The following is a 21,030-nucleotide window of genomic DNA, read 5'->3' as shown; positions in this document are numbered from 1 at the left end:
GTCGAACCGAGGATACGGAGAAAGGAAGGGGGTTTTGTCTAAATTTTAATTGTATTTTTTTGTCATTTCGACGTCAGGAGAAATCTCAAGTCTCGTAATAATCAAGCTTGAGATTTCTCCTGACGTCGAAATGACAAAAAACGCAATTCCAAAAAACACAATTGAGTCAATTTAACCAGTATCATCAATGAGTAGTCTAAACCAATTCAGCCTTGCTGGTAAAACCGCCTTAGTGACCGGCAGTAACACCGGATTAGGACAAGCGATGGCTATTGCGCTGGCCGAAGCCGGGGCCAATATTATTGGCACATCCAATTCCGGTGTCATCAACGGGGGAGACACCGAAAAAGCCGTCACGGCCTTTGGTCGAACGTTCGACGGGTATCAGGTTGATCTTTCAGATCGGGATGCTCTGTATCAGTTTATCAACGCCGTAAAAGCAGCCCATTCCATTGATATTTTAGTCAACAATGCGGGGACAATTCTGCGCAAACCCGTTGCCGAACACCCCGATGAATGGTGGGATAAGGTGATCGCGGTCAACCTGGATGCGCAATTTATTCTGGCCAGAGAGTTTGGTAAGGACATGATTGCCAGAGGGTCGGGCAAAATTATATTTACCTGTTCCTTATTGAGCTTCCAGGGCGGCATCAATGTGCCGGGCTATACCGCCAGCAAAAGTGCCGTGGCCGGACTAGTTAAGGCGTTTTCGAACGAATGGGCGTCTAAAGGCGTGAATGTGAATGGCATTGCGCCGGGCTATATTTCGACCAATAATACAAAAGCACTACGCGCTGATCCGGATCGATCAAAATCCATTCTGGATCGGATTCCAGCCGGTCGCTGGGGTGAACCTGAAGATTTCAAAGGGCCAATCGTATTCCTGGCCTCGGACGCAAGCGCTTATGTCCATGGTACCATCCTGACGGTCGACGGGGGCTGGATGGGGCGATAGTCGGATTTGTGTAAAACAACCTCTTATTTGTGTATTTCGATTTGCCCGTTTAAATCCTATTTTTGCTACCGATTAGACAATTGGTAGTGATAATGGGAAAGGATTCGTTTTCAGGGTTGTTGAAAAGGGGTAGGACTGGGTATGCCATATCTTGGAGATGTGGCATACCCAATCCTACCCCTTTTCAACAACCCTTCTTTTTTCTTCTAACAAGCTTCGCTTGCCTCGTTACCATTGGCTTGCTACAAAGCTGCAACCGCGTGGAGAAACCCGCAGCCATTGCAAAGCTGGCGGATAAGCTTCCTGAAACCGTTGATTATAACCTCCACGTCAAGCCCATCCTTTCCGACAAATGTTTCTTTTGCCACGGCCCGGACAAAAACAGTCAGAAGGCAGGTTTAGAACTGGCTACGCCAGAAGGTGCCATGGCCGCGCTGAAAAAAGCCAAAGGCAAACACGCCATTGTGCCCGGCGATCTGGCCAATAGTGAAGTTTACCACCGCATCATCACTGCCGATGAGCATGAGATGATGCCGCCCAAAGCATCGAACCGCGTTTTGTCGGATTACGAAAAAGCGGTGCTCATCAAATGGATTGAGCAGGGAGCCGAATACAAACCGCACTGGGCGCTCATCAAACCCCAGAAGCTGGACTTGCCAACTGTGACTGACGCACGCTGGCCCAAAAACGGGATTGACAACTTCGTGCTCCAAAAAATGGAGGAAAAAGGATTAAAACCCGCTCCCGAAGCCGACAAAGAAACACTGCTCCGACGGGTCTCACTCGATCTTACCGGCCTCCCGCCTACCCTTGCCGAACTGGACGCTTTTCTGGCCGATACTTCACCAAACGCCTACGAAAAAGTGGTTGATCGACTATTGCAGTCACCCCATTACGGCGAGAAAATGGCCGTCGACTGGCTCGATCTGGCCCGTTATGCCGATACGCATGGCTACACCGTTGACCGCTACCGACCTATGTGGCCCTGGCGCGATTGGGTCATTAAGTCGTTCAACCAGAATCAGCCGTTTAGCCAGTTTCTGACCTGGCAATTGGCGGGCGATCTCCTCCCCCAGCCCAGCCGCGAACAACGCCTGGCTACGGGCTTCAATCGCAACCATTCTCAAAATACGGAGGGCGGCATTATTAACGAAGAGTTTCGGGTGGAATACGTTGCCGACCGTACCAACACGTTGGGCACCGCCATGCTCGGTATGACCGTAGAATGCGCCCGCTGCCACGACCATAAGTTCGACCCGATTTCACAGAAGGATTATTACAGCCTGTTTGCCTTTTTCAATAACGTAGACGAAGCCGGTCAAATCTCCTGGGACGATGCCATGCCCGTGCCCACGATGCTCCTCTCTGAGAAAAAACAGGACAGCCTGCTCACGTTTATCGACACCAAAATCAAAACAGCAGAAACCGCGCTGAATCAAACGAAACAGGCCGAACAAACTACTTTTACTCAATGGCAGGCAAACACTGGCAACAACATCGCGTTCGATCTACGTAAAGGTTTACAGGCCCGGTTTACGTTCGACAAGCTGGTGGATGGAAAGTTTGTCAGTGACGTTTCATCCACCGACAAAGGCACTGTACTTGAGCCGGTTCTGGCAGCGGGCAAATTCGGGCAGGCTTTCCATTCCAATGGCGATGATATTCTGAACCTTGGCAAGGTGGGCGTTTTCAACCGATCGCAGCCGTTTTCGATTGGTGTGTGGGTAAACATTCCCAACGACCTCAACAAAGGCGTCATTCTGCACAAAGGTCAGGGCGATATTCTGTATAATTTCCGGGGTTATTTTCTGAATATCCGCGATGGAAAAGCCGAACTCCTGATGGCCCACACCTGGCCTTACAACAGCATCATTAAGGTGAGCCAGCAACGGCTACCAAAGCAAACATGGGTTCAGTTGACGATGACCTACGATGGGTCGAGTAAGGCATCTGGCCTGAAGCTCTACATCGATGGGAAAGAGGCCGCGATGGTGACTGAAAAAGATAATCTCTACAAAGACATCATCTGGCCTAAAGGCAAACACATGGGGAAAGACCAGCCCGGTTTGCAGGTCGGGGCCGATATGCGGGGAACGGGTTTTAAGAATGGGCTGGTCGATGAGCTGGTTGTCTATAGTCGTGAACTCACCGCGCCAGAAGTAGCTCTATTGCCCATATCAGCGGGTGTTACGTCGCCTATATCAGTCAAAAAACCTGATACTAAAACCCTGTTCCCCTACTACTTAGCTAACGTATCGGCGTCTTATCAGCATCAACGCGATGAACTGCTGAAACTTCGGGCCGAGCGCAACCGGGTTGTCGAAGAGATACCGGAGATTATGGTGATGGAGGACATGAAAACACCGCGCCCTACCTACCTGCTCAAGCGGGGGGTGTACGATGCCCACGGCGAACGGGTTCGTCCTGATGTACCCGCCAGCATCCTCCCCTTCTCGCCCGAATTTCCCCGCAATCGGCTTGGCCTGGCAAAGTGGTTGCTACACCCTGATAATCCACTCACAGCCCGCGTCGTGGTTAACCGCTACTGGCAAACCTATTTCGGAACGGGGCTTCAGAAATCGTCCAATAATTTCGGAAATCAGGGCGGCTTGCCCACCCACCCCGAACTGCTCGACTGGATGGCCATTAACTTTAGAGAGTCGGGATGGAATGTAAAGGCGATGCAGAAGTTGATCGTACTATCGGCAACTTATCAACAATCGTCCCGTGGCACGCGGGAAGGCCTGGCGAAAGATCCCGAAAACACCTGGTTATCACGTGGCCCACTGTCAAGACTAACCGCCGAAATGATTCGGGATAATGCACTTGCGGCCAGTGGATTGCTGTCAACAAAAATGGGTGGCCCGAGTGTAAAACCCTATCAACCTGAAGGCCTTTGGGCCGTTAACAGCGCGGTGTATGAGCAGGATAAAGGCGAAGGTTTGTATCGGCGGAGTTTGTACACATTCTGGCGTCGGACGAACCCACCCCCATCGATGAATACGTTTGACGCACCTTCGCGCAGCTATTGCGTGGTACAACGACAGAAAACCAGTACGCCTTTGCAAGCCCTGATTCTGCTCAACGATCCGCAGTTTGTAGAAGCCGCCAAAGTGGTTGCCGAACGATCAATGAGCCAGTCCAAGCCCCTACCGGACCAACTCACGGAGGTATTCCGGCTTTTGACCAGTCGAAAACCCCAGCCCAAAGAACTGGCGATTTTAACCCGACTCTACGAGCAGGAATACCAGACGTTCAGGAAAAGTCCGGCCAAAATGCAGGGTTGGCTGCAGGCTGGGGAGCATAAATCAACAGGCATTAGCGACCTACCAGCCTTAGCCGCTGGAGCCGTAGTAGCGAGTACAGTCATGAATTCGGAAGCGTTCGTGACGAAGCATTGAGATGTAAGAAGCAAGTCAGTGATGTCGGTTACTTATAACCGACACGCGAGGTTTCTCAAAACCTCCTGTCATTAGGTTTTGAGAAACCTAACCAGCTGTCAGGTTCTTAACCTGACAGCACAATCAGGCAACTGACACCACATAAAGGCCTCTGGCCTGTTTATTTTATTTAATACGGGCCAGAGGCCCTAAAGAATAGTCCACACTCGGCAAAGCCAAGCGTGAACAACAGCGTGAACGAAACGAACCAAAACCAATGACCAACAAACTAGCACAAACTCTGGCCGACACATTCAACCGGCGGTCGTTTCTGACCAAGGCGTCTATTGGCTTAGGCTCATTGGCCTTAGGTTCGTTGTTGCCGCGCAACCTATTCTCGACTCCCGGTCCAGAGCCAACGTTACTGGTTCCGCATCGGGCACCGAAGGCCAAACGGATTGTGTATCTGTGCCAGAGTGGGGGGCCATCTCAACTGGAAATGTTCGACTATAAGCCCTATCTGGAGAAAATGCACGGTAAAGACCTGCCCGCTTCGGTTCGGAAAGGGCAGCGGCTGACGAGCATGAGCGCTCAGCAGTCGGTATTGCCGCTGGTGAGTTCGCCCTATACATTTGCCCAGCACGGGAAAAGTGGGGCCTGGCTCAGCGAATTGATGCCCTACACTGGCAAGGTCGCGGATGAGTTGTGCTTCATTAAGTCGATGTACACCGAGCAGATTAACCATGACCCTGCGCTGACGTTTTTCCAAACGGGAAACCAGTTGGCCGGACGTCCCAGCATCGGCTCCTGGATCAGTTACGGACTGGGTTCAGCCAACGAGAATCTGCCTTCCTTTATCGTACTGGTCTCGAATGATGCGCCTAAAGACCAGCCTCTCTACGCCCGGCTTTGGGGAAACGGCTTTCTGCCCTCCAAGCATCAGGGTGTGCAGTTTCGCTCGGGGGCCGATCCGGTATTGTACCTCAACAACCCGAACGGCTTCACCACCTCCGACCGGCGCTATATGCTCGACGCCCTGAAAGATCTGAACCAGGTGCAGGAAGGAATTTACGGCGACCCCGAAGTGGCGAACCACATTGCCCAGTACGAAATGGCGTTTCGGATGCAAACGTCGGTGCCCGATGTCAACGATATGTCTGATGAACCTGATTGGGTATTTGACCTGTATGGCCCCGAAGCGCGTAATCCGGGAACCTTTGCCGCCAATTGCCTGATGGCCCGCCGATTACTGGAACGCGACGTCAAATTCGTGCAACTCTACCATCAGGGCTGGGACCAACACGGCGATTTACCAAAAGGCATCGCCCGTCAATGTAAAGCTACCGACCAGGCATCGGCGGCCCTGGTTCAGGATCTCAAACAACGGGGATTGCTGGACGATACGGTGGTCGTTTGGGGCGGAGAATTTGGCCGAACGAACTATTCGCAGGGGAAACTGACGAAAGACAATTACGGGCGCGACCATCACCCCCGCTGTTTCACGATCTGGATGGCCGGTGGCGGTATCAAACCCGGCATTACCTACGGCGAAACCGATGAGTTTGGGTATAATATCGCCCACAATCCGGTGCATGTACATGATTTCCAGGCAACATTGCTCCATCTGATGGGCATCGATCACGAGAAACTGGTTTACGAATTTCAGGGCCGACGCTTCCGATTGACGGATGTGGAAGGCAAGCTCGTGAAGGGAATTTTAGCGTGACTATCTAGTAAGCATAGTGTTTTTGTCATCCCGACGTCAGGAGGGATCTCAAGCTTGACTAATGCGAAACTTGAGATCCCTCCTGGCGTCGGAATGACAAAAAACAGGTTCATTAAAGCTAAACCAACCATGACTCAAACTCGCAGAACCTTCCTTAAAAACTCGACTGCTTTGGCAGCCAGTTCGTTGGCCGTGAATCTCGTTGGCTACGCTCGCAATACCGATCATGAAATTATCGGGCATGGGGCTTATCGCTACCGGGTCAATAAAGAATGGGGTGTCCTGGACCCGACTAAAACGCCCGTTTTCAACTGCCACGAAATGGTTAAAGACTCGAAAGGTCGATTGATCATGATCAATGATGAGGTCAAAAATAATATTCTGGTGTACGACAAATCGGGAAAGTTACTCGATTCCTGGGGGACGCGTTATCCCGGTGGTCATGGCCTCACACTGGCACCGGAAGGTGGTGAAGATGCGCTATTCATTACCGATTGCGGGTATTTTTTCGGGCGGGATAACAAGTGGCACGCGCAGTCGGGAGGGGTTTTCAAAACCACTGTTGATGGAAGTCTGATCTTTAGCATTGGCCACCCGTCGACCATTGTCGTGTACAAACCGGAGCAGAAATTCATGCCTACGGAAGTCGCTGTAGCGCCCAACGGTGATTTTTACGTGGCGGATGGATATGGTTCGGATTACATCATTCAGTACAATCAACAAGGGCAATATATCCGTCATTTTGGCGGCCATGACAATAAGAACTCTGCTCACAACCTCAACAACGCCCACGGTGTAGCGGTCGATTTACGGCAACCCAATAACCCAAAACTCATCTGCACCTCCCGGGAAGACAACGCCTTTAAATTCTTCACCCTCGATGGCAACTACCTCGAAACCGTTCAGCTACCCGGCGCTTACGTTTGCCGCCCTGTCATCAACGGGGAAAACATCTTCGCCGGGGTTTGCTGGTCGAAATCGCGGGAAACAGGGAAGCGGTTCGACAATTCGGGTTTCGTGACCATTCTGGACAAGAACAATAAGGTGGTATCGAATCCAGGCGGAACCCAGCCCGAGTATAAGAATGGGCAGTTACAGCAACTGTTTCAGGACGGGAACACCTTCTACCACGGCCACGACGTCTGCGTCGACGAAGATCATAATCTGTACGTCTGTCAATGGAACGCCAACCGAACGTATCCGGTGAAATTGGAACGGGTGTAGTTTTTTGTCATCTCGACGTAAGGAGAGATCTCAAGGTGGCAATGTTGAGATCTCTCCTTACGTCGAGATGACAAAAAAACGAAGAAAATCGTCAATTAGCCATTCGGCAAAATCACATCCTTAGCCCGTTCCTGCGGGGTAACGATCAACTTCTCAACCTTGCCACTCACCACACGCCCTTCTACAATCGTGTTGTAAGGCGCGTGTAGTTTGAATGTTACGTTCCAGTCCTTAGGCCAGGCGGGGAGCAGCCGGATGGTTTTTCCATCGGTTTGCATCAGCATTTCCTGCAAACCGATCATGGCCGAACCACCCCAGTTATGATCGGGTGTCCAGTCGAAGCCGGGACCCCAGAACGTCGGGAATCTGTGCGATGAGTTTTTGAATTTCAGTTTGGTTAGGCTGGCGGCTTCTTCTGTAAGGCCCAGGCGAGCGGCAAAAATGTTATGCTGCCGCCAGCCAACGTGACTCCGGTATTTAACGACTAGTGTATCGTAGTTCCAGGTATTGATGGCTATGTCTAAATCGGGTTTCCCAAGGCCGTAAATGCCCCACGGATAGACTGGATACAGTTGTGGCGATTCGGAGTTTTGGATTCGGGCCCAGGCTACAGCGGGCGCTAATGTCTTATGTCCATCATAGTCCTGAAACGGAAGTGGTGGAATCCGTTTTAACATCGTTCCCCATTTTTCGCGCTGTTTCGTATCCAGGTACTTGTCAGGCAGTTCCAGCATTCGGCCCAGAATTACCTTAAGGGCCGAAATCACCGTCGCCGAATTATAGGTCATTTTGTACGTTTCACAGGCCGAAGTCGGATACAGAATATAGTGTCCCTGTGCATCGAAAGGTCGGATTCCTCGCTTTTTCGCCAGTTGCTGGTAATGCTCATCGTAAAACGTCAGGCAACTTTCAATGAACGGAACGTACTCGGTAATGTCGCGACCTTCGTAACGCTCAGTTTCCAGCATCATCAGGCAAAACTCAAACACGGTGTCCCACTCATACTCCAGCCAGGCGTTGTATTCCATGCCGGGATCGTAGCCGTCGGGGCGTTTCGTGCCGTATTCGGTGATATTCGGCAATCCGAAATTTTCAATTTGTTCCGTAAAGCAGGCCCCATTATGCTGCCAGTACACCTGACTCCGAAGCTCAGCGTTGGTCTGATTTCGGAGGTAAAAATCGAACTGCGACTTTAGCATGTCGAAATCCCCGCTTTTCAGCATCGGATGGTAGACCAGCCGCTGATTCTGAGCCGTCATGGTGCCTCCGCCCCAAAGTCGAAAATCGGGTGAATACGCGTATTTGGCATCGACGTATTCCGGGTCGAAGGTGAACAGGCCGCCGTTGAATTTAGTCGGCCATTTTCCGTAGGCATTGCAGCCCAACTGATAGCGAAACAGTTGATAATTTCGGGAGATCGCAGCCACTGCTGAGTCTTTGCTGTCAATCGAAATATAGCTCCGATTCCAGAATTGCTGCCACCAGTCGCGGCTGGTTTGCTGCGCCGTTTTTTTCGTCCGGTCAGCCTCGTTCATGATCCTGGTTAACCCAGCCTTCCACTCATCAAGCGTCGTAGTTTGGGCAACGTTAAGCCCTATTTCAATCTCCTGCGAACGTACTGGTTTTGCGGTAGCGATCCTCCAGGCCCTGAAAGGCGCGTGTGCATAGGTGCCCGTATCTGTTCCAACAGGCTTCATACCATGCCCCCGCATCAACCCACCAAACGTGTTATTGTTCAACGGGTTAAACAACTTTCCTTTCACCGAGTCCATGCCTTCCAGCCGCACGGTATAATCGAAAATATTCTCGACATCACTCCGGTTTCGATGATAAAACAATACCTCGTTGTCCTGAAAAGCAATGTCATCTTTCCGCGTTATGACGTCGAATTTCTGCGGGGCTTTATAGGAGTTTGTTCTGAATTCAGTGCCTTGCACAACGTGGTCTTCGTATCGCCAAGATTCATAAGCGGCTGTTAGGCTAACGGGTTTGGTACTTTGCAAAGCCACATGCACCACAGGCCGTAATACATCGACCCAGAGGTTAACCTGCGTGTTGGCTCCGCTTATCGTTACGCCCCCTTCGGTCAGCTTTAGCTCCTGCTTAAAATCGGTTCCGGTAAACGGGTTGGGCGATAATTTCAGCCGCACACGTCCGAGTTTGAGCATGGCGTTGTTCTCATCGAATGTGCCACTTCTGGATAAATAGAACAGTACGTCACCTTTTTCCACCCATACATTTAACCCAATATCGCCACCACCACAAGGCATCGACTCCGACGAGTTTTTGCTCTGGCTCGTCCAGATTACGGGCTGCGCTGATCCTGGCAAATAACCAGTGAAAATTAGCAATAGGCTCCAGAGAATGTAGTTCATGGTGGATGGAACGCAGATTTTTATGATCTGTATGATTTAATAATGATGTCAAAAATCCAGAAACACGCCTAAAAATCATAATTGATCTTAGCCGCACCGGTGCCCGGAATCATAAAGATCTGCGTTCTATCGTCATTAGTAAATTCATGATAACGGCTTTCTTTTACACGATTCCGACTTTCACTGTTTACCGACTCTTACTATCTGTGTTTGATATCATCAAAAGTCTGCAACTGAGTCTTCTGCATATGGGCTTTATCCAGTTGGATTCTCGCTGGCAGTACGACAACGTAATCAGCCCCTTCTCCCGGCTTTACCTGATTACGGCTGGCGAGGGTTGGGTTTTGCATAATGGTCAGAAGTTTATTCTGAAACCGGGGCACCTCTATCTCATTCCCAGCTTCACCTACAGCCGTTACCACTGCGACCAGTTTCTGGAGCAATATTATATCAGTTTCTTCGATGAATTACAGGAAGGTTTGTCGATTTACGACCTAAAATCAATGGCCTATGAGGTCGAAGCCAGTCCGATTGACTACGCCCTGATGGAGCGGCTTTTAGCCCAGAATCCCGGCCGAGCGATTACCGAATCAGACCCTAAGGCCTATGATAATCGGCCGGAAGTGTTACCCTTTAATCAGCCAAAATCAACTCAGTCGATGAGTGCGTATGTTGAAACGCATGGTATCCTGCTCCAACTATTTTCCCGCTTTTTAGGCGCAGAGAACGATAAAGACCAACAGCGGGCCAAGGGGTTTCATCAACTAGCATCGGTCTTGCAATACATCGACAGTCATCTCCACGAAAAATTAACCGTGGAGCAACTAGCCCGGAAGGCGAACTTGAATGCTGATTATTTCTCCCGTTTATTTCTGAGCATTGTAGGTATCCGTCCCATGGATTACCTGATCAACAAACGACTGGAGCGGGCACAACGCCTGATGATGACATCTTCGATGGCCCTAAAAAGCGTTGCCGAATCGGTTGGCATTCCGAGTATCTATTACTTCTCCCGGCTGTTTAAACGTCGATTTGGTAGTCCACCCGGTCAGTATCGCGAAACGGCCTGGCATATGTAGACCCCTAACCCAGCTCGTACAGACGCATCAAGTAGCTAGCAAAGACAAAAGCCTTTACTAGTCAATGAAGACGTTATTCTCCCTACTCACAGCCGTACTCTTCGCCGTTTCGGCCTTTGCTCAAAGCCCAGTTCCATTAAAATTATGGTATGATAAACCCGCCAATACCGTCTGGACCGATGCCCTGCCCATTGGTAATGGCCGATTGGGTGCTATGGTTTACGGCAACGTAGCCAATGAGACGATTCAATTAAATGAAAGCACGGTCTGGACAGGCAGTCCCAACCGCAACGATAACCCCGATGCCCTGGCTTCCCTGCCCGAAATCAGGCAGTTAGTCTTCGCCGGAAAACAGCGGGAAGCGCAGAAACTGGCCGAACAGACGATGCAGTCAAAAAAATCGAACGGGCAGATGTATCAGCCTGTGGGTAATTTACGGTTGCACTTTCCCGGTCACGAAACCTATACCAACTACTACCGTGAACTAGATATTGAGAACGCCATAGCAACAACTACCTATACGGTTAATGGCGTAAACTACACCCGTAATGTGTTTGCCTCTGTGCCGGCTCAAACAATCCTGGTTCGGCTGTCGGCAGATAAAACCGGAATGATTTCGTTTACGGCGGGTTTATCGACTTTGCAGAAAAATGCGATTATCGCCACTCAAAAAAACGGGCTGGTCATCAATGGCATGACGGCAGGCCATGAAGGTGTGGACGGAAAGGTTCGATTCAACGGCATTGCGCATATCCAAACCGAAGGCGGTACCTTATCAATCACCGATTCGACCCTTCAGGTTCGACAGGCGAACTCGGCCCTGATCACGATTTCCATCGCCACTAATTACGTGAACTATCACGATCTGAGCGCTGATGCCATTAAACGGTCTGAAAAATACCTGGCTGCTGCCACAAAACAGCCCTATCTGCAAGTACTGAACGAACATATACGTGCCTACCAAACCTATTTCAACCGGGTAAAAATCGATCTCGGCAGCACAGATGCGATTCGTAAACCTACGGATGTACGGCTGAAGGAATTTGCCAAGGCCAACGATCCGCAACTGGTAAGCCTGTATTATCAGTTTGGTCGGTATTTACTCATTTCATCCTCACAGCCTGATGCCACCCTGCATACCGGCGACGGCTTACATACGCAACCCGCTACGCTGCAAGGGCTCTGGAACGACCGCATGGACCCGCCCTGGGACAGTAAGTACACCATCAATATCAACACCCAGATGAATTACTGGCCTGCCGAAAAAACCAACCTGAGCGAGATGCACGAGCCTTTGTTGCAGATGGTCCGGGAGCTTGCCGAAACAGGACCGGAAACCGCACGAGTCATGTATGGAGCCAGAGGTTGGATGGCCCACCACAATACGGATTTATGGCGAATTACCGGCCCGGTCGATGCCATTTACTGGGGCGTATGGAGCATGGGCGGAGCCTGGCTTTCGCAACACTTATGGGAGCGGTATCTGTATTCCGGCGATAAAAAATACCTGGCATCAATCTATCCGATTTTGAAAGGTGCTGCCACCTTTTTTGTCGATGATCTGGTAGAAGATCCCAAACGTAAGTACCTGGTCATCAACCCTGGCACGTCGCCTGAAAATGCGCCGGATTTCCGAAAAGGGGTTTCATTCGATGCGGGCTGCACAATGGACAATCAGATTGTATACGATATGCTGACAGTAGCCATGCGAGCCGCCCGGACATTGAACAAGGATGACCGATTTGTTGACACCTTGCTTGCTGTTCGGCAGCGGCTCCCGCCCATGCAAATAGGTCAGCATGGCCAGTTGCAGGAATGGATTGAGGATTTAGACGACCCAAAGGACAAACATCGGCACATTTCTCACCTCTACGGCCTATTCCCTTCGCAGCAGATTTCTCCCTACCGAAACCCAGACTTATTCAGTGCGGCCCGAACAACGCTTATCCAGCGCGGGGATATTTCGACCGGCTGGAGCATGGGCTGGAAAGTAAACTGGTGGGCACGGATGCAGGATGGTAATCATGCTTACAAACTAATCCAGAACCAGCTTACGCCCGTTGGCCTCAACGAAGGCGGAGGTGGTACGTACAACAACCTGTTCGATGCCCATGCGCCTTTTCAGATCGACGGTAATTTTGGCTGCACATCAGGCATTACCGAAATGCTAATGCAAAGTCACGAAGGTGCCATTCATCTCCTCCCCGCCTTGCCCGACGGCTGGAGAAATGGCCATATTTCGGGAATTAGAGCGCGGGGGGGATTCGAGATCGTTTCCCTGGAATGGAAAGATGGCAAAGTGGCTAAAGTGGTTATCAAGTCAAATCTGGGTGGTAACTGTCGCCTGCGTTTGCCTAACTCTCTACGTGCAGATGGCCTTGAAGTTGCTCTGGCGCAGGGGCCTAACCCAAATCCACTCTACGCCATTGATGGTATTCCCAAACCGCTGATTTCACCCAAAGCAACGGCGATTCAACCCGTTGTTATTGCCGAAACTCAGTTGGTTGAATTCGATACACAGGCCGGGAAAAGTTATACGTTGGTGAATGCAGGTACTGGCGGCAATAAATAAGGAAAAGGCCATGGAACGATACAAACCATCTATAAACCGCTTTATCCTAGTCTGTTACCTCCTCATTTCAGCCGCCTTTGCATCGGCACAAACCACTGCGCCCTTCCCGAAAGATACCAGGCGTATCCTGTTTCTGGGGAATAGCATTACGTATGCGGGTACGTATGTCACAGCTATTGAGGCTTATTTTATTGCCCACTATCCAACCCAATCCTTCGAATTCATCAATGTTGGTCTGCCAAGTGAAACGGTCTCCGGCCTGAGTGAACCGAATCATGCCGATGGCCGATTCCCCCGCCCTGATCTGCACGAACGGCTGGCCAGAGTACTGGAACAAACCAGGCCCGATGTCGTTTTTGCCTGCTATGGCATGAACGATGGCATTTATCTCCCACTTGATGAAGCGCGCTTCCGTCCTTACCGCGAAGGCCAAAAATGGTTACACACCGAGCTGGAAAAGATTGGGGCAAAACGGATTATCTTCCTGACTCCCCCCGTTCATGATGACAAAAAACTGGGTACACAAGGATATAACCTGACCCTGGACAAGTATGCCGAATGGCTGCTCGCACAACGGGATTCATTAAAATGGGAAGTGGCAGACATTCATTTCCCCATGAAGCGTTATCTGGAAGAAAAGCGAAAGATAGACCCTTCTTTTAAGCTGGCCAACGATGGCGTTCACCCCGGCGACGAAGGCCACTGGCTAATGGCACAAGCGGCATTAAACTACCTCGGCGAGAACGTAGCGAATACTTCCGATATACACACGGCGCTATTGGTCACCCCTCATGGGGAAGACATCCTGAAGCTGGTAAGCGAACGACAAGCCATTATGAAAGATGCCTGGCTTAGTGCTACTGGCCATAAGCGCCCTGAAATGCGCCAGGGAATTCCACTAACAGAAGCCCGAAAACGTTATGATGAATTGGAGGAAAAAATTCGGTCAGTGGTAAAATAGAGATATCCACAACACGACCTCAAACCCGATGTGCTGAGTATATTAATCGGCATTAAGGATGGCATTCACCCGACTGTGTTTGCCCATGAACTGATGGCACGGGAATGGCTAAAGCAGGTCAGTACACAGCTTAAATTCCTGAAGAAATATCGGTAAGTTAAGTGAATGAATAGTGAGTAATGGATAGTAAGCAATGGATAATTGATAATGTACAATGAATAATGGACAGCCTCAACATATTCATTATTCATTGTACATTATCAATTATTCATTGCTTACTATCCATTACTCACTATTCATTACCCATTATCCATTATCCACCATCCATTCACGTGTTGGGAACCGTATTCGGGTTTAAAGCGATTGTAACAGCATATCAGCAATAACCAATCATGGAATTAGGAATCAGTAGTTTTGGCGATGTTCGGCCGGATGGCGTAGCCGGTAAAGCGGTGAATGCACATCAGCGTATGCAGGAGCTTCTCGAAGAAATAAAATTGGCCGATGAAGTTGGTCTGGATGTCTTCGCCCTGGGGGAACACCACCGCCCCGATTTCGTCATCTCTGCCCCCGAAGTGATTCTGGCCGCTGCGGCTACGATCACCAAAACAATAAAGCTTTCCAGCGCCGTTACGGTACTAAGTTCTGCCGATCCGGTCAGGACATTTCAGAACTTTGCCACGCTGGATCTTATTTCGAACGGGCGGGCCGAAATTATGGCTGGGCGCGGGTCATTCATTGAATCCTTCCCCTTGTTTGGCTATGATTTACGGGATTACGATGAGCTGTTCACCGAAAAACTGGATCTGCTGGTTACTATCAATCAGCACGAAGTTGTCGATTGGGTCGGTAAACATAGGGCTTCCATACAGCATCTGGGCGTTTATCCCCGCCCCTATCAGGAATCCCTCCCCATCTGGCTGGCCGTTGGCGGTACACCTGCCTCAGCCGTTCGGGCAGGTACGATGAATCTGCCCATGACCGTGGCCATTCTGGGCGGCCCGCCAGATCGGTTCGTTTCGTTTGTCAACCTATACCGGCAGGCGGCTCAACGAGCAGGGCATGATGTGAGCAAACTTCAACTGGCCATCAATTCTCATTTTTATATGTCCGACGAATCGCAACAGGCTTCGGACGAGTTTTTCCCGACTTATGCTCTGCTGATGAATCGGGTTGGAAAAGAACGCGGCTGGTCACCCATTACCAGAGATCAGTTCGAGTACGGTCGCGAATACGGCCCACTAATGGTGGGTAGTCCCCAGCAACTCATCGACAAGATTCTGTACTTTCATGAATTGTTCGGCAATACCCGTTATCTGGCTCAGATGATCAGTGGACCCGATCTCTCGCATACCAAAATGCTCCACGCCATCGAATTATTCGGCACCAAAGTAGCGCCCGAGGTTCGGAAGGCACTGGCGCAGAAAACAACGATAGACCACTGATTATCATGATTTTTATGACGAGTGATGATTTAAAAATAATGGCAAAAAATCATGATTAATCAAAAGGATCATAACAATCAGCGTTCTATCATTCCAGTTTAACCTTACCTCCCGGAATGCTAAAAACAATCCTCTTCTATTCTCTGCTTTATGGGGTAGCCCTGCCCCTGCTTGCCCAGAAGCACCCGTTGCCCGACCCATTGATGCTCAATAACGGCAAGCGGGTAACCAGTGCGAACGAATGGCGATCTCAACGACGACCGGAATTACTGGAACGTTTTGCGAATGAGATGTATGGGCACTCGCCCAGTAAACCATCGGGTATGACGTTCGAGGTATTTGATACCGACCCGAAAGCACTGGGTGGAAAAGCAACGCGGAAACAGGTGGCCGTCTATTTTAATGGAAAGCATGAAGGTCCCCGAATGGATGTGTTGATCTACATTCCCAATCAGGTGAAAGGGCCCGTTCCAGCCATCGTCGGGTTGAATTTTTGGGGTAACCACAGCATTAATTCCGATCCCGGCATTCGCATTTCGCCAAGCTGGATGGAGTCGAACCGGGGGAATCCGTACATTGATGTTTCCTGTGTAGTCAACCACCGATCAACCGAAGCCTGCCGGGGCATCAATGCTCGCCAATGGCCCATCGACAGTATTTTGGAACGGGGATATGCACTCGTGACCGCTTACCGGGAAGACATTGCGTCTGATGAACCAGCCATGAAATTCACAACGGGCGTTCATACGCTGTACCCTGAACTCCAGAATCGGGGGGATAATTTTGGAACGGTTGCCGCCTGGGCGTGGGGCTTGAGTCGGATTATGGATTATGTGCAAACCGATAAACGTATTGATGCCAAACGGGTCGCCGTCTTTGGCTGGTCGCGACTGGGCAAAGCGGCTCTTTGGGCAGGCGCTACAGATGAACGGTTTGCACTGGTTATCAGCCATGAATCGGGGGCAGGCGGTGCCAAACTATTCCATCGGGGCGTAGGCGAAAACATCCGGCGGCTCTGCACAGTCTTTCCGCATTGGTACGCGGGTAATTTCAGGAAGTACATGGATCAGGATACCCTCCTCCCCTTCGACCAGCACCTGGTAATTTCACTGGTTGCGCCCCGTCCAGTCTATGTGGCGAGTGCGGAGCAAGACAAAGGCTCTGATCCCGAAGGTGAATTTGACGGAGCGAAAGCCGCCAGTGCAGTCTACCAATTTCTAGGAACGACAGGATTACCAACGGCTCAACTACCGCCTTTACATCAGTCTGTGCAAGGGCAGATCGGTTATCATATCCGCCCCGGCGGTCATGACGTTACCAACTACGACTGGGCACAGTACTTAGACTTTATGGATAAACACATCAAAAAGTAACGAGGCAATCTGGCACTGGTAGAGACATAAAAACAGCTATTTTGTCATTTTTTTGTACAAATTATCCATCCCACTAAATAGTCAACTACTTTACGAATCTTCCTACTTTACCCTCTATTTTATCAAACCAATATGAATGCCCTTCGTACATTCCTCATCATTAGCCTTTTATCACTAGCCAACCTTAGCCACGCAGCTAAGATCGATACGGTGTCTACTTATAGCCCGTCGATGAAAAAGACGATTAAAGCTGTAATCATGACTCCAGAGTCGTACACGCTGGGTAGTGAGTTTCCGGTGGTTTACCTGCTGCACGGTTACAGCGGCAATTACAGCGATTGGGCTAAAAAAGTACCGAATCTTGGCCAGATTGTGGACGCGCAACAACTCATTGTTGTTTGCGCCGATGGCAACTTCGGTAGCTGGTATTTCGATAGTCCGATTGACCCTGCCTTTAAGTACGAAACCTACGTAGCCAGCGAACTGGTGTCGTGGGTAGACACCCATTACAAAACCATTAAAAACCGGCAGGCGCGCGCTATTACAGGCCTGAGTATGGGCGGACATGGTGCATTATACCTCGCGTTCCGGCATCAGGATGTGTTCGGGGCAGCGGGCAGCATGAGTGGTGGCGTCGATATTCGCCCGTTTCCGAATAACTGGGACATGGCGAAACGATTGGGAACCTACGCCCAGTTTCCCGAACGATGGGAGCAAAATACGGTTATTAATCTGCTCCATTTGCTCACACCGGGAGCTCTGTCGCTAATCGTTGACTGTGGCACCGACGATTTTTTCTTCCGGGTCAATAACAACCTCCACGACAAATTATTGGAGCGCAATATTGCCCACGACTACATCACCCGCCCCGGCGCTCATAACTGGAATTACTGGGCTAATGCGGTAACGTATCAATTGCTGTTTATGCGGCAGTATTTCGACAAACAGAAACGGGAATAACGGGTGTAGAGCCGACCGTCCCGGTCGGTAGCGAACTCGTTAACTTCACAACCGACCGGGACGGTCGGCTCTACAAATTGCACTTATATGATCTTTCCCACCTGCTACCGATTTTCGTTTCTCCTATTTTTCTTATTGTCCGTATCAGTCTACGCCCAACAGACAATTCGGATCGCCTGCGTGGGCAATAGCATTACCTACGGAGCTACCCTTAAAAACCGGGAACAGGATTCCTATCCCGCCCAGCTTCAAAACCTGCTTGGGGCTGGCTACGAAGTGATGAATTTTGGCGTGAGTGGCCGAACTCTGCTTCGGGATACGCCAAGTGCCTATACGGCGACGGAGCAATACAAAGAAGCGCTGAAAAGCAACCCAACCATTGTGTTCATTAAACTTGGCACCAATGATAGCCGGTTACCGTATCGCCTGAAAATCGACCAGTTTGTAGGTGATTATAAATCGCTGATTCAGTCGTTCAAAACCCTGCCTTCCAATCCCCGCATCATTCTACTACTGCCCGTAACGTCGTTTCTGACCGATACTACCCGCCAGGTCGATGCTGCCATCAGGAAACTGATAATTCCCCGCATTCAACAAGTGGCTTTCGAGGAAAAGCTGGAGTTGATCGACTTACACGCCCTGACCGTAACCGACAGCCTTTTATTCCCCGATAAACTGCACCCATCCGCTCCTGTGATGACCACCATTGCCCGGCGTTTGTACGAAGCGGTTACGCTGAAAACACAACCGAATTTTGACATCTTCCCGAAAATCAAAGAGCCCATGACGGTCTCCTCTTTCTACGGGTATGATTGTGCCGATTTCACCTTCGAAGGCAGAGCCTGTAAGGTAGTTAAACCGCGTGTTGTGGCCGCCGGAAAACCCTGGATCTGGCGGGCGCGTTTCTGGGGACATGAGCCACAGACCGATATTGCCTTGCTGGATCGTGGTTTTCATCTGGTGTATTGCGATGTGGCCGAACTCTTTGGCAATGCGGAAGCCGTTTCGCTCTGGAACAAATTTTACAAGTACCTGCACAAAGCTGGCCTATCTGATAAAGTAAGTCTGGAAGGCTTAAGCCGGGGTGGTATCTATGCGTACAACTGGGCTGTTGAAAATCCGAAGAAAGTAGCTTGTGTGTATGTCGATGCGCCTGTTCTGGACCTAAAAAGCTGGCCGGGTGGCAAAGGAAAAAGCAAGGGCAGCCCAAGCGATTGGGAGATTTTCAAGAAAGATTACGGATTCACCACAGAGGAGGAAGCAGTTAACTTCAACGGGAATCCCTTAGACCGGGTGGCGCAGATTGTAAAAGGGAACTTCCCAATGCTACACATTGTAGGTGATGCCGACGATGCCGTACCTGTCAGCGAAAATACCGAACCGTTTGAAAAACAAGTGGTAGCGTTGGGCGGCAACATCACCGTTATCCATAAACCCGGCGTCAACCACCACCCACACAGCCTGCCTAACCCAACACCCATAGTTGTGTTCATTTTAAAATCGGCAGGGCAGTATGTGTCTTTTGCTCAATAAGCGGCAGTTGGTTCGAAGTAATTGGTTCATGACATTTGACCTCACGGCAGCGGCCCCCGTTCTTGCTTGGTAAAGCCAAGCAAGAACGGGGGTAACCAACTTTAGCCCCTTCCCTTATTTCAAGGGGAGGGGTTGGGTGGGGTATTATCAGTCCCTACAACTTTATAGGCATCCAGCCCAGCCTGTAATCGTTTCTGAATAACCCGCCGAAGTCGTTCAGGCTCAAGTACGTGCATGCCCTCACCGAAGCCCAGAATCTCCTTCTCCAGCTCAAAATTATGCTGTACCCGAAGTTGAATAACAATGCCCTGTTCCGTTCGCTCCACAACGTGCTGCGAATGGTGAAGCGGTTTAGTTTCAACATAGGGGGCATGCAGCCGATTAACAAATAACTTCACGTTAATAGGCCGTAGATTCTCGCTGACCGATACGCCAATCACGTCGTGATAATGTGCATTAGGGTCGATGCTCTGATTACATACATAGTCAACCTCAGGGTCAACACGAATAGAGAGCATCCGATCAAGCGCCAGGTTCATGAGATACCCTTTACCATCGCGCACGCCAACGGCAAACCAGCGGTTTTTAAACTCTTTCAGCCACCAGACATGAAAGCAAAAGGTTTGTGATAGCCGCGCGGAAAAGGACTGGTATTCAATCTGGAGAGTCCGCTTCTGGATAACCGCCTGATACAGCTCGTCCAGAAAATGAAGCCCTTTGAGGTGCTCGTTTTTCTCAAAATCAATAACCGGCACCGACTTCTGGGCCGTTGAATACACATGATCTTCCAGCTTCTGGACCACTTCGTTAAGTGCCGTAAAATGCGAAAATCCTTTAAATTGCTTTAAAACCTCTACGGCTTCGTTCATCCGTGACAAGTCGCCGTCCGACAGCGGAATGTTGGTAATGCTGTAGTTCGGGTCTTCGTAGGTATAGTATTTTTTATCCAGTACAACAATGGGAGCAAAGTAACCCAGCTTATCGCTTCGCATCAGTTGAAGGTCAGCCTGAACGGTACGCCGGCTGATGCCTTTGTCGATGCCTTCGTACTCATAAAGGGCTTCTGAAACCGCTTCAATCAGGTCATCGAGTGCCCATTTGCGCATCCGATTGCGTAGGCAGGCATCCAGCGTTTTGTAGCGTACAAGGGCATTTCGGTTAGCAGGCATATTGATTTACGACTTTTGACCGCGCGGGTGGCCCCGTTACGATTTACGAGGTCTGGTTGCTGGTCAGTTTATTCAGTGTATCGACTAAGTCTTCGCTTTTTTCAGAAAAATGAAAAAAAGTACCGAACTACGCAAAAAGACTGCGCAATAACCAGTAACCTTTGAGTCATAAAGTTAATCATCCTTCGAATCGCCGTGGGGAAGTTGACTTAACAGCAATAGAACGCTGATTTTTAGGATCAATACGATCTGTCCTGATAAACTACAATTTTAGGCTA

General features: G+C 50.1%; 14 protein-coding genes. 12 read left to right on the top strand and 2 right to left on the bottom strand.

The genetic code is table 11. The features are described 5' to 3' along the window. The first annotated feature begins 187 nt into the window (after nucleotides 1-187). The 4 genes from ACYVGO_RS00305 to ACYVGO_RS00290 all read left to right on the top strand — a co-directional run bounded on the left by ACYVGO_RS00305 (nucleotide 188) and on the right by ACYVGO_RS00290 (nucleotide 7,285). On the top strand, nucleotides 188-955 hold the full coding sequence (locus tag ACYVGO_RS00305; protein WP_460966653.1) for an SDR family oxidoreductase: 768 nt from the start codon (nucleotides 188-190) through the stop codon (nucleotides 953-955). Nucleotides 956-1,215: 260 nt separating this feature from the next. Beyond that, entirely contained in the window at nucleotides 1,216-4,356 is a 3,141-nt protein-coding gene (locus tag ACYVGO_RS00300; RefSeq protein WP_460966651.1) for a DUF1553 domain-containing protein, read from the top strand. A gap of 256 nt (nucleotides 4,357-4,612) precedes the next feature. Continuing rightward, entirely contained in the window at nucleotides 4,613-6,061 is a 1,449-nt protein-coding gene (locus ACYVGO_RS00295; protein ID WP_460966649.1) for a DUF1501 domain-containing protein, read from the top strand. A gap of 129 nt (nucleotides 6,062-6,190) precedes the next feature. After that, nucleotides 6,191-7,285 (top strand): NHL repeat-containing protein, encoded by a 1,095-nt coding sequence (locus ACYVGO_RS00290; protein ID WP_460966647.1) that lies wholly within the window; start codon nucleotides 6,191-6,193, stop codon nucleotides 7,283-7,285. Between the two features lie 95 nt (nucleotides 7,286-7,380). Here ACYVGO_RS00290 and ACYVGO_RS00285 read toward each other — a convergent pair whose 3' ends face one another. Further along, nucleotides 7,381-9,660 (bottom strand): DUF5703 domain-containing protein, encoded by a 2,280-nt coding sequence (locus tag ACYVGO_RS00285; RefSeq protein ID WP_460966645.1) that lies wholly within the window; start codon nucleotides 9,658-9,660, stop codon nucleotides 7,381-7,383. A gap of 146 nt (nucleotides 9,661-9,806) precedes the next feature. On the opposite strand from ACYVGO_RS00285, the gene ACYVGO_RS00280 reads away from it, so the two are divergent. The 8 genes from ACYVGO_RS00280 to ACYVGO_RS00245 all read left to right on the top strand — a co-directional run bounded on the left by ACYVGO_RS00280 (nucleotide 9,807) and on the right by ACYVGO_RS00245 (nucleotide 19,583). Continuing rightward, complete coding sequence (locus tag ACYVGO_RS00280) at nucleotides 9,807-10,739, top strand: AraC family transcriptional regulator (protein ID WP_460966643.1); 933 nt, start codon at nucleotides 9,807-9,809, stop codon at nucleotides 10,737-10,739. A gap of 64 nt (nucleotides 10,740-10,803) precedes the next feature. Next, nucleotides 10,804-13,311, top strand: a complete 2,508-nt coding sequence (locus tag ACYVGO_RS00275) for a glycoside hydrolase family 95 protein (protein ID WP_460966641.1) — start codon at nucleotides 10,804-10,806, stop codon at nucleotides 13,309-13,311. Nucleotides 13,312-13,321: 10 nt separating this feature from the next. Further along, nucleotides 13,322-14,272 carry an SGNH/GDSL hydrolase family protein gene (locus tag ACYVGO_RS00270; RefSeq protein ID WP_460966639.1) on the top strand — a complete coding sequence of 317 codons (951 nt, stop codon included), beginning with the start codon at nucleotides 13,322-13,324 and terminating at the stop codon, nucleotides 14,270-14,272. A gap of 30 nt (nucleotides 14,273-14,302) precedes the next feature. Further along, nucleotides 14,303-14,428 carry a hypothetical protein gene (locus tag ACYVGO_RS00265; protein ID WP_460966637.1) on the top strand — a complete coding sequence of 42 codons (126 nt, stop codon included), beginning with the start codon at nucleotides 14,303-14,305 and terminating at the stop codon, nucleotides 14,426-14,428. 236 nt (nucleotides 14,429-14,664) lie between these two features. After that, the gene (locus ACYVGO_RS00260) at nucleotides 14,665-15,717 is read left to right on the top strand and encodes an LLM class flavin-dependent oxidoreductase (RefSeq protein WP_460966635.1); all 1,053 of its coding nucleotides are present in this window, start codon (nucleotides 14,665-14,667) and stop codon (nucleotides 15,715-15,717) included. A 116-nt stretch (nucleotides 15,718-15,833) separates the two neighbouring features. Next, entirely contained in the window at nucleotides 15,834-17,090 is a 1,257-nt protein-coding gene (locus ACYVGO_RS00255) for an alpha/beta hydrolase family protein (RefSeq protein ID WP_460966633.1), read from the top strand. Between the two features lie 132 nt (nucleotides 17,091-17,222). Further along, nucleotides 17,223-18,050, top strand: coding sequence for an alpha/beta hydrolase (locus ACYVGO_RS00250; RefSeq protein ID WP_460966631.1), 828 nt, complete (start codon nucleotides 17,223-17,225; stop codon nucleotides 18,048-18,050). Between the two features lie 87 nt (nucleotides 18,051-18,137). Then, nucleotides 18,138-19,583: a GDSL-type esterase/lipase family protein gene (locus ACYVGO_RS00245; RefSeq protein WP_460966629.1), complete on the top strand. Its 1,446-nt coding sequence runs from the start codon at nucleotides 18,138-18,140 to the stop codon at nucleotides 19,581-19,583. 119 nt (nucleotides 19,584-19,702) lie between these two features. Here the strand turns inward: ACYVGO_RS00245 and ACYVGO_RS00240 are convergent, their stop codons facing one another. Continuing rightward, nucleotides 19,703-20,752: a helix-turn-helix transcriptional regulator gene (locus ACYVGO_RS00240; protein ID WP_460966627.1), complete on the bottom strand. Its 1,050-nt coding sequence runs from the start codon at nucleotides 20,750-20,752 to the stop codon at nucleotides 19,703-19,705. Nucleotides 20,753-21,030: the final 278 nt, after the last annotated feature.

This window comes from Spirosoma migulaei (assembly GCF_054776855.1).
Note: the sequence above shows the minus strand (reverse complement) of the source record. Positions and strands in the feature narration are given on the sequence as shown.